We start from the raw sequence: 16,138 nt of genomic DNA, 5'->3' as shown, positions 1-16,138 counted from the left end.
GGCCTGTTACGCGACGATTTCCAGTTCTTCCTGCATCATCAGATAATGGCGGTAGCTCACCAGATCCTCAATGGTCAGTACCAACATTTCATGGGACTTGGCAAAAGCGACAACCTCAGGAAGCCTTGCCATGGTTCCGTCAGGGTTGGTCAGTTCGCAGAGCAAACCTGACGGGCTCAGTCCAGCCAGACGCATCAGATCAACGGTACCTTCCGTATGCCCTCTCCTCTCAAGTACTCCACCATCTTTCGCCCGCAAGGGGAAGACGTGGCCCGGACTGCAAAGATCGTCGGCAGTAGATTCTTTGGCCACAGCTGCTCTGACTGTCTGTACCCTGTCTGCTGCTGAAACACCGGTGGAGACACCGTGCTTTGCCTCAATGGATATGGTAAACCCCGTCTCATTTCGACTGGTGTTGTTTGCCACCATCATGGGTAGTTTCAAGGCTTCAATTTTTTCTCCAGTGAGGCAGAGACAAACAATTCCACTTCCTTCCCTGATCATCAGGGCCATCTGTTCCGGGGTAAGATAATCGGCTGAGAAGATAAGATCGCCTTCGTTTTCACGGTCTTCATCATCGACCAGAAGAACCCCACGCCCCTGACGCAAAACATCCAGAGCCTTTTCAACCCGCTGCTGCGGATCACCAAATTGAGCAAGTAGAGACTGATTCATGGTATTTTCTCCTTATTTTACCAGAATCAGGGCATAGAGAAGGACAGACCGTATGTCACATGACACAAGAATCTGCTGGGGTAAATGAGCACAACAGGACATAGTACCGTTTTAGCCTCTCCCATCCGGACTGTAACCGTCGGCTCTGGAGTCACACCAGATCTGCTTGACCCCGCAGCTATAAAACTGCGGGCGCTCGCGGGCTGTCCTTATGAGGGAATCACCGCCGGTGGGGAATTTCACCCCGCCCTGAGAACGTACTGCACGACCCACAATGGTCATGCAACACACTAAAAACGTTTTAATAATTGATCACAACAATAATATTTTCCGTTCCTTGTCCGCAAACAAGGAACGGATATATTTCAACTGTTATATGTACAAAACTCTTCACTAAAGTCAACTCCTATGATGCCTGCTCATCCTTGATGTTTGATAATACAGCTGCAGGCGCCTATGAATCTCAGGAGTATATTTTCCAAACACTTTTTAAATACTGTAAAGAGAAACAGGTTGTTTCTCAGATCCTGTTCAGATCAAATAAAAAAACGCATATTCAGCTTTGCAGGCAGGACAAGCTGAATATGCGTATAAAAGAAATCTTGTGGCAAGAGAGTTCCCCCGGCAGAAAAGGGGATAACCCCAGACTTCGGAGAGACTCTACAACCCCACTAATCTCTACTTCCACCAAAAAAACGAAGAAGCATTAGAAAGAGGTTAATAAAGTCGAGATAAAGGGTCAAAGCGCCCATGATAGATCCCTTGCGGATGGCCTCATTTCCCTGGCTCATAATACCATCCTCACCTATTCTCTTTATTTTCTGGACATCATAGGCCGTCAAGCCGGTAAAAACCAGAACACCTATCATGGAGACGACCCAACTCACGGCAGAACTTTGCAGAAAAATATTCACCACTGATGCGATGATTATCCCGATCAGCCCCATGAAGAGAAAAGATCCCCAAGCCGACAGATCTCGCTTAGTCACCAGCCCATATACCGCCATGGCTCCAAACATCCCGGCGGTTATGAAAAAAGTCGCTGCAATGGATGAGCTGGTATAGGCAAGAAAAATAACTGACAAGGTCAGACCGTTCAGCACGGAATAGCCAATAAACAGTCCAGACGCGGTGGAGGCCTGTATTTTCGAGATCCGGGCTGACAAATAGAACACCAGCCCCAGTTCAGCAAAAACAAGAACATAAAACAACGGGCTGCCAATTATCGAATACGCAAGCCCGGTTGAAGCGGTCAGGTAGGCAACGATTCCGGTTATCGCAAGACCAACCGCCATCCAGTTGAAGGTTTTTGCAAGAAAGACGGTTGACGCTTCCTGTCTGGCCCGGTCAACAGGTATTGATTGTGCATTTTCATACATAGTACTACTCCTCAAATCTCATTAAAATTATGTGTAAAGTGCCATCTTTATCTCTTGATTTGCAAACAAACCAAAAAAAACGAGATAACATCTCGCAAGGCTACATTGTTCTGTGAGATCTTACTTTAATCATTTTCAAAAGGAAAGTGAGTGCTTTTTAACATTTTTATAAAAGCAGGAGAACGAAATCCCCTTCACAACAGCAGGCCTGGTGCAAGGCGATACAATGAGAAATCTATAAAACAACAGAAGCGGAAAGGAACAATATTGTTCCTTTCCTGGATATTATTTCGCTTGGGCAGAACACTGCAGGATATCATCGCGGTAATCTTTATTAATGCTCATACTGCCTTGCATAGTCAGCGTCGTTGTACATCGGTGCACCATGGTCGGCCTCACCATAGGTCCTTATAATACTCTGGCCAGCCTCAGATGAGAGAAAGTCTATGAACTTTGAAGCCGCCTCCTGTCCCACCGTGGCACCTTCGGGTTGGCAGAGACCATGATAGGTATTGATGAGAACCGGGTCACCTTTAAAGAGTATCTTTAAATCTGCAAAGTCCTTTTGACCCACTACCCATGTAGATGAATCCGTCATAAAATAACCGCCAATATCATTTGCTTTTTTCAACGTTGCCATCATGAAATCTTTAGTGACCACGTACCAGTCTCCCTCCGGCGTAACTCCGGCGGTCTTCCAGATATTAAGTTCTTTTTTATGAGTACCGGAGTTATCTCCCCGTGAAAGAAAGGGGAGTTGTTTTGCGGCAATCATTTTATAGGCCTCCGCCGCAGAACCCGCTCCGCGAATCCCCGCAGGATCATCTGCCGGCCCAACAATATAAAATTCATTTGAACCTATGAGAGTACGCTTTATTGCCCAACCATCTTCTACTGCTTTTTTTTCGGCAGCAGGAGCATGGACCATAACAAGATCTACTTCCTTGTTTTTCAGAAGAGCCAGAGATTTCCCCGAGCCGGCCTTTTGCCAGCACATGGACGTTCCATGCTCCCGGTTAAATTCGTCTGCCAGCTTTTCCAGCAGACCAAGCTCACCGGGACTTCCCGTTGCAAGGGTAAACAACCTGGCAGACTGTCCATAGACAGCTTTGCATTCACTTTTAGAAAAACCATCTGAAACAAAAAAGAAAACAAATAAACTCGCAAGCAGCAGATGCCTCAAGGTGACTCTGTTCATCTATCATTCCTCCTGTAAAATTGTAATGTTAACTCTTGTGCAAGAAACAATAATTAAGACTGCACCTGTAAGGATTGCAACTCTTTTTCTTGGTGCTTTAAAGAAAAACCCTGAGCAGTACTCTTCATTGACAGTTCCCGAAGCTTCTGGTTAGCTTGTATACTTCAATAATTCGTTAACAATCACGACCTGTTTAACATTTCAGTGAGATTACAACGAGAGCTGGCGCAATGATGAAAAGAGATACTTTTTAGATGCACAACTCAAAGAACAGAGGATCTTATGACGATAAGTGCTCCCAGGGAAGTAACCACACCTCACCGCAAAATTCCAACGGAAATTCCACAAGGTATTGCTCCCACAGAATTTTTTAACAGTCCATGTAACCTGAGACATCTGGCAAGAGAGAATGGCCTGTTACGCAGCCCGGAGGGTTTCCTTCTCTATCGCAAGGCCATTGGCCATTCCAATCTCTTTGACACCTCTATTATATTCGATACCTCTCAAAAAGTGCTCGATCCTATGGGCCGGCCGGTGAGACGGGACCATCTTTCCAGGGAAGAAAATATCGTCTTCAGCCGTATGACCAAGGTCGTCTTTGACTATATGATGGAAAAATATCCCGATCCTGAAAAGCACCTGATCTTTTGCGGAGAGGCAAGCCTTGATGCGACCTGGCCTCTGAATAAACCCGGTGTCCCAAGTATTCGGATGATCCATAATCACTTCATAGCCTATGAAAAATCTCACTTAGCCGCTTCTCCTCTTGCTTCAGAAGACAACCCGAATCTCACAGACAGCGGCCACAATGGTCTGTTTCTTAATTATCTGAGCGATGTTTATCTGAGTTTTCTGGAAGTCCTCGATCTTGAAATACTCAAGCCAATCTCCCCGGCAAAGTCAAAGCTTGCCATTACCGGTTACCCCCAGGGTTTACCCAGCTGGGAAGTTACCGGAGGATTAGCGTCTCTTAATCGCGGCAAATTCTGGCACGAGTACGATATGATACTGAGAGGATTTTTGGACTTTTACAAGGCGCTCTTTGCATTGGTGGCGTCTGAAGACAATAGAATTCCAGCAGATGCGGCCTTCCCCGATCGCATTGAAGATATCCTGCTCTTCAGCGACCAGTTCCACCGGGCCGCCCGCATGCTTCGACTTCAGGTTCTGGAAGATCCAACTTTTGCCAACGAAATACGCTGGAAGCCCGCCTACAAACAGTTGCTGTACCGTGACGACGAAGGGCGTCTCATCGTCACCATCAGCCAGAACTCTGTAGGTAACGCCATAACAGAACTACTTGGAATCGTGGTAAAAAGAATAGCTGATGAAGCAGCTTACGCACAAGTCGAGGAACCGCTGGTGAACAACCTGATCGAGTTACGCAACCGTATGGTTTACTTCAATCTTGGCGTACCCATTGCCACACCTTCTTGGCCACACGGGCGTTTTGTGCCGCCCCAACAACCTGAAAGGTAGGCCCGCAGATTACAAAATCACAAATCATCCACTGCAGCCTTAACAAGTCAATAAAACATACAGTGGAATAATTCCGTTACGATTGCTACACCTTACCGCAGACCTTCAGCATAATGGCATTTTGCACATGCATCCGATTTTCCGCTTCATCGAAAATGATTGAGGCCTCTGATTCGAGTACTGAATCGGTGGTCTCAACACCCCGTTCTGCGGGGAGACAGTGCATAAAAAAACTTTTCTTCCCTGTCGCCGCCATTAACTCATCGTTGACCTGAAAACCCTCAAATCTTTTTTTACGCTCCTCTGCCTCAGCCTTTTGCCCCATGGATGCCCACACATCTGTATAGACAATATCCGCACCCTTAACTGCCGTTTTAGGGTCATGGCTGATCTCAACCTCAGAAATTCCGGCGGCTTTTGCGTCATTAAAGGTTTTCGCGTCGGGCGTGTAGTCGCCTGGACAGGCACAGACAAAATGAAGAGGGATACGTTCTGCCATTTTTAGCCATGAATGGACGATATTGTTTCCATCTCCAACATAGACAACCTTGAGATCATCAAAATTACCACGGTGTTCAAGAATAGTCAGCATATCGGCCATGATCTGGCAAGGATGGTTATAGTCCGTGAGCCCGTTGATTACCGGTACCGAAGAATATTCGGCCATCGTCAGCAAATGTGCGTGATCAAACAACCGCGCCATAATCACATCATTATAACGGGCAATCACCCGGGCGATGTCCTTTACTGCCTCCCGTTTGCCGATGGCAATATCCGACGGCCCCAGATAAATTGCATGTCCTCCCATGCGGGAAAAGCCCGTCTCAAAAGAGATCCGTGTTCTGGCGGATTCCTTGGTAAAGACCATTGCCAATGAATGGTCTTTAAAGGGTTTATATTTTTCACGTCGTTTGAAGCGCGCCTTCACTTCTTTTGCGATGGAAAATGTTTCGTGGATTTCGTCGGCTGTAAAATCAGTAATGTGCAAAAAATCGCGTTTCAACGTTCTGTCTCCTTACATATGCTCGTCCGGAACTTTTACCTGGAGAAGGTATTGTATTCTGCACAATTCAATGCCTATCTTCTATCTTTCCGGTATTGCTTAGATTAACAATTGGACCGCTATAAAATAACGGTTACCCTGAAAATTGCAGTATTTCGTTCAAGGTCAACTACGGTGGTAATTGTTCAATAACCCTTCTGCTGCTCACCTCATATTGAAGCAATACTCTTTTCGACGGCAAAAGTATATACTCACGCTCGCGCAACCCGTCGCAATGATTAGAATCACGAGTTTTTTTTACACCACCACCTGCGATTCAATGTAAAGAAACACGTTAGTAAGTCAAGAAAAATGCCATTGTCTATGAATTTTTTAAGAATACAACACACCTCCTTTTCATTTTTTCTGTTGTCACATCAGCCTGCGTCCTGGATTCTTTCCGGCAAACGTCAGGTGTGCAGTAAATGTTGATGAATGTTAGTCCCTGTCAATAAACATAAGCCTTGTTTGCGGTAATTCTTCTGATTTTGTTCCTTACTCCTGGAGCCTTTTACCCCGGGCGCTGGAGAAATAGTGTTGCGGAAAAAGGGAACTTTCATTTAACTGTCGGCTTTACAGAATCACCATAGTGGTAAAGTGCCCGGAGATACTTCCAGATTGTCTTTACCCGTTAAATAACATAAAAGAGTAAGTGCTTGGTGGGGGAGTCATTGTTATGTTTGGAATGGTTGTTGCGGCGGGAATTTCTACGCTTTCTGATGTTGACTGGAATCGTCGTAACATGGTGATTTTTGCCATTTCGATCTCAATTGGCCTCGGCTTGCAACTCGAGCCAGGTGCCCTTCAACATCTGCCGGCAACGGCAAAGATTCTCTTGTCTTCGGGCTTACTGCCCGCTGCATTTCTTGCTGTTTTCCTCAATTTATTGCTGCCAGAAGACATCACAAAGGACCAGACCGAAGAAGTTTCCGGCGGTCTTTCAGCGCATTCAGAGAAAAGATAAACCGCAGGGGGAGACCAGTCGTTCCAATAGCTAAACACAACACTTCTTTCCTGAAAATCGAGAGGCATAGAAGTGTTGTGTTGTTTTTTCAATTGTTTTGCAGCAGTAAAAAGAGAAGGGCCATACGAACATACAGACCATTCTGGGCCTGTTCAAAATATCTGGCCCTTGGATCGGTGTCCACCTCGGCAGGAATCTCATCTACTCTTGGCAGGGGATGCATGATGATTGCGTCCTGCTTCATCGTTTGCACAATCTCTGGAGTAAGAATGTATTTGCTGGCCGCAGCCTTGTAATCATCTACAGAATGAAAACGCTCTTTCTGAATCCTGGTCATGTAAACGCAATCGACCTCTTTGGCTACTTTTTTAAGATCAGTCTCTTCATGCCAGTTGATGTTGTTCTTATCAAGATACTCCTTGATATCCGCCTCCATCCTGCAGACAGAAGGTGAGACAAACACAATCTCAACGCCTTCATATTTCGTCAGCAGATATGAAAGAGAGCGAACGGTTCGACCGTAACGAAGATCCCCCACCATAGCCACCTTAAGTCCACTGAATTTTGGAAAAGTGTCGACGATGGTGTACATGTCAAGCAGGGCCTGGGTCGGATGCTGCCCCGCCCCGTCACCGGCATTAATTATTGGAATGCGGGACACTGCAGCCGCCTTCACGGCACTTCCGGCCTCATTGTGTCGCATCACAATCACATCTGCGTAGCCATTCATGATCCGGGTTGAATCAGCAAGACTCTCACCTTTAGACGCACTTGAAAACTCCCGGGCATTCTCCGTCGTAATGACTGAGCCACCAAGTCGCAACATCGCACTTTCAAATGAAAAGCGGGTACGGGTAGACGACTCGTAAAACAGTGATGCCATGATTTTGCCGTCCAGAGCTTTGGCATACTTTCGTTCTCCTAAAAGATCCGCCTTCATCTGATCTGCAACCTGAAAAACTATTTCCAGCAAATTTCGATCGAACTGCTGCGACTCGATCACATGGTTCAAAGGAAGGGTCAGCATAAGTATTCTCCTCACGTTTTTTTCTGTATGTATAGTCCGAACAAGAACTCAAAATTTCCATGAATCCGTTAAAATTTAAACGTGCTACAAACTATTACATACTGTCAAACACAACAAGAATAAAACTCGTCTTCCTGAAAAATACAGTCATTAAGATTTATCGCCTGGTGTTCCAACCAGAACCTTAAGTTGCTTTTCCTGAACTTCCCCGGTTTTCTCTTTTACAACAAGGGTCACAAAGTAGGTTCCCTCGGAAAAAAAGGTATGTGAAGTTACGGGACCTTGGGCGGTTTCACCGTCTCCAAAATTCCAGCTATAGCTTTCCATGGGTCCCACAAGCTGCTTTGAGTCGAAAGTGACCCGAAACGGTGCCTTTCCTTGGTACTGAGCAGCAATTTCCTGCCCCATCTCTCCCGAACCTGCATCCATACCCATACCGATTTTCACAACGTCTACCTGGGAAAAATCATTCTTCCCAACTGCTGTATCTCCTGCAAAAGATGCCAGCAGCGACTTGGGGCTTGATTCAGAAGCAATAGAGATTCGCTCTAAGCATAGAAATCCTGATATCCCAAAAACAACGATTACAGCCATTGTCAGTTTTATAGATCGACCCATTATTCGTTTTTTTCCATTTTGCATTTTTATAATACCTCCCATTGTAGATCCCAGTGATTTTGACACACATCAGCCTTATCATCGGATCTGTTTTCATATAATGAACAGTTACTCTACATATTTTACGCGAACACTTTTACCAACGCGCAATTGTCATACTCGCGTTCGAAATAGCAAATGACATGCCAGAGTAAATCTCATCGGAGTACTCATATCATTACATAACCTTACGCCTCTTGTTGATAAATGGACTCAGCAAATATTGCACCCATGCAATAATGAGCGAGCTATTTTTGCACTTTTTAAAAGCCGCAGGGAAAAAGAAGAAAGAGACAAACTGCTTCAATACGGAGAAAGGGTCTGGGGTATTAGAGAATGATCAAGAGAGCAGAATCAATGCTGCTGTGTATAACACCGAAGAGGTTTTTCAGATTTTTGGCATGAAAACCCGCCTTAACGAGCATGTGATAGACGAGGCTGGTATTGATAGGAGCTTCAATCCCCTTGAAAAATATGGGTGGGGGGCGACGGCACTTTCTAAAACCGGTGACATCACCCTTGAGGTCTCAGAAAAGATTCTTTCTGGCAGCCCGCTAATAGGGTCAGGGAAACCCGTTTATCTAGGAAACTGGAGGCTTCTTATCAAAACGGGCCTCCAGATAGATCATGTCTTTTTCAAACTTGTTTTTCACTTCATAATCGAGGGTATTAAACAGCCGTACCATCCGTTTATTTTCTTTTGAAGTGTAGGCCGTAAGCCCCTTAATTCCGACGTTTTTGGCCGCCTCTGCAAGCTTTTTAATTATAATGGAAGAAAGTCCCTTACCCTGCCACTCCTTATTTACAGAAAAAGCAATCTCCGCCAGTTTCGTTTCAGGGTTGAGATAGTATTCCCCCACGGCCAGGATCTTCTCAAAACCCTGCGGCCCTTCCACAACCACCAGGGTAAGATCATTATGGTAATCGATGATAAAGGTTCGTTCGATCTGTTTGCTGACAAAACTGGTCTTTTCATGGAAAAACCTCGAAACCACATCGATTTTATCAAGACCGTAATAATGTTCCTGAATGGCACGTTCGTCTGTCAGTTTAACCGGCCTCAAGGTTATTTTCTTTCCTTCAATGATTCTGCTCTCTTCAAGGCCAAGAGGATAGATCGATCGAATTTCTTCCCGAAGTGTTCGCTCAGGTCCCAGAAGTCCGAGTTGTTTGGCTTCATCAAAAAGCCAGTCTCTGAAATCCGGATGGGAAATTGAGATGAGTGCCGTCGCCCTTTCCTGGATGGATCTTCCAAACAGATTGACAGAACCAAATTCGGTGACAACATACTGCACCTCACTGCGGGGAACCACAACAGCTGCGTTTTTCAAAATCGGAACAATCCTGCTCTGTTTGCCGCCTTCTCTGGTCGAGGTCAACATCAGAATGGATTTCCCTTCATTTGACATCGAAGCACCCCGGAAAAAATCCTGGATTCCGGTGACGCCGGCAAAGTTATTAAAGGGGAGAGCATCCGCAGTTACCTGGCCGGTCAGGTCAATCTCCCGGCCAAGATTCATCGCCACCATTTTATTATTCCTGGCAATCTGCCGCGGATCATTCACATAATGGGAAGGGTGGAATTCAACGGCGGAATTATAGTCGAGGAGGTCGTAAAGATCCTGATTGCCGATGGCATTACTACAGATAATTTTCCCGTCGTTAAAGCCTTTTACTTTGTTGGTTACCACACCCATGGCCATAAGTTTCATTATGGTATTGGTGACATACTGGGTATGGATACCAAGGTCATTTTTTTCCAAGAGTGCCTGGATATTAGCAGCAGATGTGGCCCCCAGAGACATCTGCATGGTCGAACCATCATCCACAAGCCTTGATACATATCGGGCGATCATTCCGGCGGATTCCACATCGGGATAGGTGCCGATCTCAATGAGGGTCTCGTCATGCTCTACGAAAAAATCTATATCATTGACATGGATGGAACTCCTCCCCAATACCCTTGGCATCTTTTGATTGACCTGAGCAATGACAAGATCAGCCGCTTCAGCAGCTGAAGCGGTAACATCCACGGAAATACCAAGACTCATCCAGCCAAAATCATCGGGTGGACTCACCTGGATGAGTGCCACCTGGATTGGCAGTAATCTCGACTTGATCAGTTTATGGACATCAGAGAGATTTATTGGGGTAATGAAACGCAAATCCCCCTTAAAGCTTTTCGTGTTGGCAGAACCGAGATAGAACGAACGAATGTTGAGGTTCTGGGATTTGGATTTTTCTGCAATTCGTGAAAGGGATGTTGACTCCCCGCTGAACATACGAACTATTTCAAGATCAGTAAACATCCTGCTGGCATCGGCCAGACCTTTCACCAGGTACTGGGGTTCGCCACAGGAAGAGCCTATAAAAATCCGTTGCCCGGAATTAATTTTGCCAATCGCATCCTCTACGGACAACCTGTTTCTCTGGTAGTTATCGGCCCAATACCCTGACTCGCGCATAGTTATACTCCCTGTTCGAGATGAAACTGCACTGTTTGTATTCAGCTTATTTGCTACTCTTCATTTATAGTATTGGTTTTTCGAATATTTCGCAAGGTTACAGAGCGCTCTGAGAAAATCTTCAGCTCCAATTCCTTTTTTACAAAAATACCAAAAACCTTGAGCTGTGAATCGCTTGTTCTCTTTTGCCAGTTCTCCTGAATCCATACCAATCTTCTGCTACATCAAGGAGCCGTTTAACAGGAAATGGGTGTAAATGCTTGCTGCGTAACCCAAGACTATAACCGGAGACCATTTGAGATGGCCGAAGAAGGTATATTTGCCTCTCGCCTGGCCCATAAGTGCAACACCAGCCGCAGAGCCAATGGAAAGCATACTTCCGCCAACCCCTGCCGTCAGGGTGACAAGCAGCCACTGCCCCTGGGACATCTCCGGCATCATGGTCAGAACAGCAAACATAACAGGAATATTATCAACAATTGCGGAAAGAAAACCTACTATGATATTGGCCGTTGTCGGCCCGAGATCAAGGTACATCATATTGGATATCAGCCCGAGATACCCCATAAAACCTAAACCACCGACACAGAGAATAATTCCATAGAAAAAAAGCAGTGTATCCCATTCAGCCCGTGCGACTTTTGCAAAAACATCAAATGGCACAATCTGGCCGATCCGTTCTTCTGCTTTTTTGGGATCATAGGTTAACCGGTTTTTGATATGGGTTTTATTCAGGTAAAAACCGAATATTTTCAAAAGGGACAAGCCCGCCATCATACCGACCACCGGTGGCAGTTTGAGGAAATTATGAAAACTTACCGCTGTGGCGATGGTCCAGAGAAACAGACCTATAATCACGAGGGCTCCTCGCTTGAGCTGCACATCATCAGAACCTGATTCAGGATGCTTGTCCGGTACGGCAAAACTCATTATGGCCGCAGGCACGAGCCAGTTAACAACAGAGGGAATAAATAGCGCAAAAAATTCCTGGAACTGGACAATCCCTTTCTGCCAGACCATCAGGGTGGTAATGTCTCCAAAGGGGCTAAATGCGCCTCCGGCATTTGCGGCAACAACGATGTTGATGCAGGCTAAGCCAACAAATTTTGTATCTTCTTTGCCAATAGCCATCACCACGGCGCACATCAACAGGGCAGTGGTAAGATTATCTGCGACCGGCGAAATGAAAAATGCCAGCAAACCCGTAATCCAGAACAGTTTTTTAAACGAATAACCCGCATTGACCAGTTTTACCCGGAGAACTTCAAAAACCTGCCGTTCATCCATGGCATTGATGAAGGTCATGGCTACCAGAAGGAAAAGAAACAGTTCTGCATACTCGAGAATGTTGTGGCGTATTGCAACCTCTGCAACATGATCAATACCATTCATTGCGTATATCAAACCGATCACACCCCAGATAATACCGGCGGCCAGCATGACAGGCTTGGATTTTCGCATATGCGTCATTTCCTCGAGCATGACAAAAACATAGGCCAGAAAAAAGATGAAGAGGGCAACATACCCTCCCCAGTGCCGGGTAAGATTCAAAGTCTCCTCTGCCCCTCCCGAGGTTGCCGCAAAAGCGACTCCGTTAAAAGCCGGGAAAGCCAAAGCAGCAAGAAAGGCCAGAGATGCTGTGGAAAAGGAAGATCTATTTAATACCGTACTCATTACAAAACTCCTGATATTTTATTGAGGAATCAACTGCGAATTTTTCTGTTTCTGGAGTACTACCAGTTGGATAACGCCACCATAAATTGTGAGAAAACCTTTTATGGGATTAAGATAAAAACGGCTCAAGACTGGATCAGTCTCCTTTCAAGAAGACCTGACCATATTGGGTATTCTGCTATTTTGGGTCTTTTCTGTAGGCTTGATGATCGTTCTGGAAAAACTATAACTAGCCATTTTTACTCATTTTTTCAATGAGCCTGTAACAAGGCCGATTGTAAAACACCTGAAAAAATAGAACAAATAGATAATACAATTTATTCAGTTCGATATTTACGAACTATAGATTATCATGATTCTTTATCAAATTCTCTTAGAGAGCGGTTTTTTCCGATTCAGAGAATTGTAGTTGCAGGACAAAGAACGATTCTGTTAAACAGGGATTCCTGAAGGAATCTCAAGAGAGAACGACCCCAACAGAGAAAAGACCCATGCATATATTTACAATCCTCGGAATAGCAGTGGCACTCTCGATGGACGCTTTCGCCGTGGCTATTGCCACCGGTGTCTGCCTCAAACAAGTCAGCGCAAGACAGACCTTTCGACTCTCCTGGCATTTTGGCCTTTTCCAGGGCCTGATGCCGATCATCGGCTGGACAATAGGCAGTTCAATTGAGGAATATGTGACAACCTATGCCCATTGGGTTGCCTTTATTATGCTCGCTCTGGTTGGCTCCAATATGCTGCGGGAAGCTCTCCAGGCAAACGACGGCGAGGACGCATGCAGGCAAACGAAAGATTCAACAAAAGGTATGACAATGGTTATGCTTTCCGTTGCAACCAGCATTGATGCCCTTGCCGTTGGTCTTTCCATGTCAATGCTGCAGGTATCGATTGCCTATCCGGCCATGATAATCGGAATAGTTGCTGGCGCTTTCACGATCTTGGGCCTGCACCTGGGCAAAAATATCTCCAAGGTCGCCTGGCTTTCTACCTGGGCTGAGATTGTTGGCGGCCTTGTACTCTGGCTCATTGGTTTAAATATCCTCAGAGAAAGCCATGTATTCGACACTCTTATCTAAATGTACCTCAAAAGATCTTGCGGCAAGATATCGGGGCCTCTGGTCCTCTTATCTGAGGAAAGATTATTATAAATATTTACGGTTTTTCCTTGATGGTAGAAGGTTGCAGAGGGTACACTCAAGTATAGTTTACACAGCATACCACAGAAATTTAATCCATCTTGAAATACCGTAACAAAAAACAGGCCAGTAACACATCATACTCGTCTGACAACACCAGGAAAATAGTTCTCATGTGACTTGATTGCACGAAAATCACACTAATCCACCTTAACTATGTTAGGCAATGAATCAGCGGGAAACCATTCTACAGTTCGGCCTGACTGAATCAGAGTCGACACTCGTAAAAAGCCTCACCTCTTCTTTTGAGGTCGATAGAATTTCGCTCACTATCCAGACCACAAGACACTTTCTCTCCGATTTTCCTAAAAGCAAGCTCTGCCTCGTCATCTACCATGTCCAGAACAAAGACAGGGAGGACCGGGTTATCCAGCTTATCCGCGATTTTATTGGCCCGTTGATCCCGATTCTGCTGCTGATACCACCTGAAAAACGCTCCGGGATTAAAAAATACCTCCAGGCGGGAGCTGATGATTTCATCAACCTGCCCCTCAACAACAACCAGTTCTCCATCAGCTTTCTCGTTCTTTTTGAGATTGGCCAGACCATCGCCCAACAACGCCAGCGACATGCGGCAAAGGTGGCAAAAAAAGACCTCCCTGTTTACCCGGCCTGGCATCGGGCCGTTCAATACCTTCAGGCAGGGCTGAGCTATTTTTCCCCGAAATCCTTAATTGAAAAATCCCATAGTGAAAATATATTTGACCGCTGGCAACTCATCAAAAGGCTCGGCCTTGGTGGCTTTGGGGTGGTCTGGCTGGTGGAGGAAATAGGCACGAAACGGCTCGCCGTGGCAAAAATTCCCCACTCGCCCCAGATGAATATCCGGGTACTGAGATCAGCCGCTATTCTAAAACGCCTCGTTCATCATCCAAATATTGTACACCTGATTGAGGTGGTCAAAGAAAGTGGCAGATTCATTCTCATCCAGGAATATGTCCAAGGCCCGACCCTGCAAAAGCTCCTTGAAGGAGATATTTCCCCCCTTGACCGGGAAAGCTACTTCCTCCAGCTCCTCTCAGTTATTTCCTACAGTCATAAAAACAAGATCCTCCACCGGGATATCAAACCGGAAAACATCCTCATTAAGCCCGATGGCCAGCTCAAACTCCTCGATTTTGGTATTGCCCGCGATCTGACATGGCAAAGCGCCGATGGTGCTTCCGAGGGAACGGTAAACTTCATGCCTCCTGAGCAATTTCGGGGAGAATCCTGCATCGCCAGCGATGTCTGGGCTCTTGGTGTCATCCTCTATATTTTTGCAACCAACACCACTCCATACGACCAACAGAACAACGAGTACCCTGTTGATATCGAAACAACCCTGACCAACCGCAGCCCTTCCAGCGCAAATCCAGGTTTTAATCCCCTGATGGAAGCTATTATAATAAAGTGCCTGGAAAAAGATGTGAATAAACGTTATCCAAGCGCCACCGAATTGCTGAGCGATATACAGCGGACTTTTCCTGATTTTGGTAAAGGAGTAACGCTGCCCTTGTTCTCTACAAGCCACTGAAAAGCCGTTGGGCAAAGACTTCGGGCAATCCCGCCTGGAGGATTTTTTCAGCAGCCCGTCCGATATTATAGCTGATTCGATAGAATTCAATCCGACTGTTCAGACTGTCATAGATGAGATACGATGCCCGGGGATCACCGTCTCTCGGTTGGCCAATACTGCCGCTGTTAAAGATCTGACGGTTACGATCGGCTATCGGTACAACGGTGGCATGCTCAGGAGAACGTAAATACACACAAAAGAAATTTCTCCGGGTGATTGCAAGGGGTACATGGGTATGCCCCACAAAAAGAATTTTTGCTTTGGATCTGGCAAATGAGCTTGTGATATAGGTTTTTTCGCTCACATAATACCAGTTCCGCGGCCTGTAAGGATTGGAATGACAGTAGGAGACCTTACCCCGGTGAATCACATCTTCCATCTGAAGAAGATATGCAAGAGACGCACGGGAAAGATGCTCCCTGGTCCAGTTGATCACCTTCCGCCCATCCTGGTTCATATTGATGGGGATGTCCAGTACCGCTGCATCGTGATTTCCAAGAAGAGACAGACAGGAGATAGATCGCAGAATTTCGATGCATTCGTTGGGGCTCGCCCCATAACCAACCACGTCTCCAAGGCTGACATAATCATCCACTTCCCGCGTTTTTGCATGGGACAAAACAGCTTCAAAAGCTTCGAGATTTGCATGTATGTCTGACAATACCGCGGTTCTCATAGGTATTTCCCCATGGTCCCCACCCACACCGGGCCTACCCGCTGCAGGTGTCATTATCCAGAATATTTTAAGGGGCAGCCGGTTTTCCTCCGGGCTGTAAATTTCCCTTTCTTTTGGACCTATTTTTGACTATTGCTGTAAC

General features: G+C 45.9%; 12 protein-coding genes, 1 pseudogene and 1 riboswitch. Of the genes and pseudogenes, 4 read left to right on the top strand and 9 right to left on the bottom strand.

Features of this window, described 5'->3' with window-relative positions; genetic code table 11:
• Nucleotides 1–6: 6 nt before the first annotated feature.
• From ribB to FCL48_RS16640, 3 genes are all read right to left on the bottom strand, one after another.
• Nucleotides 7–675 carry a 3,4-dihydroxy-2-butanone-4-phosphate synthase gene (gene ribB, locus FCL48_RS16650; protein WP_136873686.1) on the bottom strand — a complete coding sequence of 223 codons (669 nt, stop codon included), beginning with the start codon at nt 673–675 and terminating at the stop codon, nt 7–9.
• Between the two features lie 109 nt (nt 676–784).
• A riboswitch (FMN riboswitch) is annotated at nt 785–936 on the bottom strand.
• A 410-nt stretch (nt 937–1,346) separates the two neighbouring features.
• Entirely contained in the window at nt 1,347–2,054 is a 708-nt protein-coding gene (locus FCL48_RS16645; RefSeq protein WP_136873684.1) for a Bax inhibitor-1/YccA family protein, read from the bottom strand.
• Nucleotides 2,055–2,388: 334 nt separating this feature from the next.
• Complete coding sequence (locus FCL48_RS16640; RefSeq protein WP_136873682.1) at nt 2,389–3,252, bottom strand: substrate-binding domain-containing protein; 864 nt, start codon at nt 3,250–3,252, stop codon at nt 2,389–2,391.
• Nucleotides 3,253–3,534: 282 nt separating this feature from the next.
• Here FCL48_RS16640 and FCL48_RS16635 point away from each other — a divergent pair, with 282 nt between their 5' ends.
• Nucleotides 3,535–4,731, top strand: a complete 1,197-nt coding sequence (locus tag FCL48_RS16635) for a hypothetical protein (protein WP_136873680.1) — start codon at nt 3,535–3,537, stop codon at nt 4,729–4,731.
• Nucleotides 4,732–4,816: 85 nt separating this feature from the next.
• Here FCL48_RS16635 and argF read toward each other — a convergent pair whose 3' ends face one another.
• Nucleotides 4,817–5,734: an ornithine carbamoyltransferase gene (gene argF, locus FCL48_RS16630; protein WP_136873678.1), complete on the bottom strand. Its 918-nt coding sequence runs from the start codon at nt 5,732–5,734 to the stop codon at nt 4,817–4,819.
• Between the two features lie 691 nt (nt 5,735–6,425).
• Between argF and FCL48_RS16625 the strand changes: the two are divergent.
• A pseudogene (locus FCL48_RS16625) lies at nt 6,426–6,737 on the top strand (solute carrier family 23 protein); the annotation flags it as partial.
• An 88-nt stretch (nt 6,738–6,825) separates the two neighbouring features.
• Here the strand turns inward: FCL48_RS16625 and pyrB are convergent.
• The 4 genes from pyrB to nhaD all read right to left on the bottom strand — a co-directional run bounded on the left by pyrB (nt 6,826) and on the right by nhaD (nt 12,560).
• Nucleotides 6,826–7,764 carry an aspartate carbamoyltransferase gene (gene pyrB, locus FCL48_RS16620; RefSeq protein WP_136873676.1) on the bottom strand — a complete coding sequence of 313 codons (939 nt, stop codon included), beginning with the start codon at nt 7,762–7,764 and terminating at the stop codon, nt 6,826–6,828.
• Between the two features lie 150 nt (nt 7,765–7,914).
• Nucleotides 7,915–8,406: a PKD domain-containing protein gene (locus FCL48_RS16615; RefSeq protein WP_205747738.1), complete on the bottom strand. Its 492-nt coding sequence runs from the start codon at nt 8,404–8,406 to the stop codon at nt 7,915–7,917.
• Nucleotides 8,407–9,002: 596 nt separating this feature from the next.
• A complete protein-coding gene (locus FCL48_RS16610) occupies nt 9,003–10,886 on the bottom strand; it encodes a bifunctional acetyl-CoA hydrolase/transferase family protein/GNAT family N-acetyltransferase (RefSeq protein ID WP_136873672.1) in 1,884 nt (627 codons plus the stop codon).
• A gap of 219 nt (nt 10,887–11,105) precedes the next feature.
• Complete coding sequence (gene nhaD, locus FCL48_RS16605; protein WP_136873670.1) at nt 11,106–12,560, bottom strand: sodium:proton antiporter NhaD; 1,455 nt, start codon at nt 12,558–12,560, stop codon at nt 11,106–11,108.
• A 491-nt stretch (nt 12,561–13,051) separates the two neighbouring features.
• On the opposite strand from nhaD, the gene FCL48_RS16600 reads away from it, so the two are divergent.
• On the top strand, nt 13,052–13,642 hold the full coding sequence (locus FCL48_RS16600; protein WP_136873668.1) for a manganese efflux pump MntP family protein: 591 nt from the start codon (nt 13,052–13,054) through the stop codon (nt 13,640–13,642).
• A gap of 286 nt (nt 13,643–13,928) precedes the next feature.
• Nucleotides 13,929–15,278: a serine/threonine-protein kinase gene (locus FCL48_RS16595; protein ID WP_136873666.1), complete on the top strand. Its 1,350-nt coding sequence runs from the start codon at nt 13,929–13,931 to the stop codon at nt 15,276–15,278.
• On the opposite strand, the gene FCL48_RS16590 is transcribed toward FCL48_RS16595, so the two are convergent.
• Nucleotides 15,265–15,996: a metallophosphoesterase gene (locus FCL48_RS16590; RefSeq protein ID WP_169309257.1), complete on the bottom strand. Its 732-nt coding sequence runs from the start codon at nt 15,994–15,996 to the stop codon at nt 15,265–15,267. The two genes, FCL48_RS16595 and FCL48_RS16590, sit on opposite strands and share 14 nt — an antisense overlap.
• Nucleotides 15,997–16,138 lie beyond the last annotated feature (142 nt).

Origin of the sequence: Desulforhopalus sp. IMCC35007 (assembly GCF_005116575.1) — a bacterium.
In the GTDB taxonomy this organism is placed as follows: domain Bacteria; phylum Desulfobacterota; class Desulfobulbia; order Desulfobulbales; family Desulfocapsaceae; genus Desulforhopalus_A.
Note: the sequence above shows the minus strand (reverse complement) of the source record. Positions and strands in the feature narration are given on the sequence as shown.

Excerpts from the sequence above, each read along its gene's own strand:
- ribB (WP_136873686.1), bottom strand. The coding sequence starts at position 675 with ATGAATCAGTCTCTACTTGCTCAATTTGGTGATCCGCAGCAGCGGGTT.
- FCL48_RS16590 (WP_169309257.1), bottom strand. The coding sequence starts at position 15,996 with ATGAGAACCGCGGTATTGTCAGACATACATGCAAATCTCGAAGCTTTT.
- FCL48_RS16640 (WP_136873682.1), bottom strand. The coding sequence starts at position 3,252 with ATGAACAGAGTCACCTTGAGGCATCTGCTGCTTGCGAGTTTATTTGTT.
- FCL48_RS16615 (WP_205747738.1), bottom strand. The coding sequence starts at position 8,406 with ATGCAAAATGGAAAAAAACGAATAATGGGTCGATCTATAAAACTGACA.
- FCL48_RS16635 (WP_136873680.1), top strand. The coding sequence starts at position 3,535 with ATGACGATAAGTGCTCCCAGGGAAGTAACCACACCTCACCGCAAAATT.
- FCL48_RS16610 (WP_136873672.1), bottom strand. The coding sequence starts at position 10,886 with ATGCGCGAGTCAGGGTATTGGGCCGATAACTACCAGAGAAACAGGTTG.
- pyrB (WP_136873676.1), bottom strand. The coding sequence starts at position 7,764 with ATGCTGACCCTTCCTTTGAACCATGTGATCGAGTCGCAGCAGTTCGAT.
- FCL48_RS16600 (WP_136873668.1), top strand. The coding sequence starts at position 13,052 with ATGCATATATTTACAATCCTCGGAATAGCAGTGGCACTCTCGATGGAC.
- FCL48_RS16595 (WP_136873666.1), top strand. The coding sequence starts at position 13,929 with ATGAATCAGCGGGAAACCATTCTACAGTTCGGCCTGACTGAATCAGAG.
- FCL48_RS16645 (WP_136873684.1), bottom strand. The coding sequence starts at position 2,054 with ATGTATGAAAATGCACAATCAATACCTGTTGACCGGGCCAGACAGGAA.
- nhaD (WP_136873670.1), bottom strand. The coding sequence starts at position 12,560 with ATGAGTACGGTATTAAATAGATCTTCCTTTTCCACAGCATCTCTGGCC.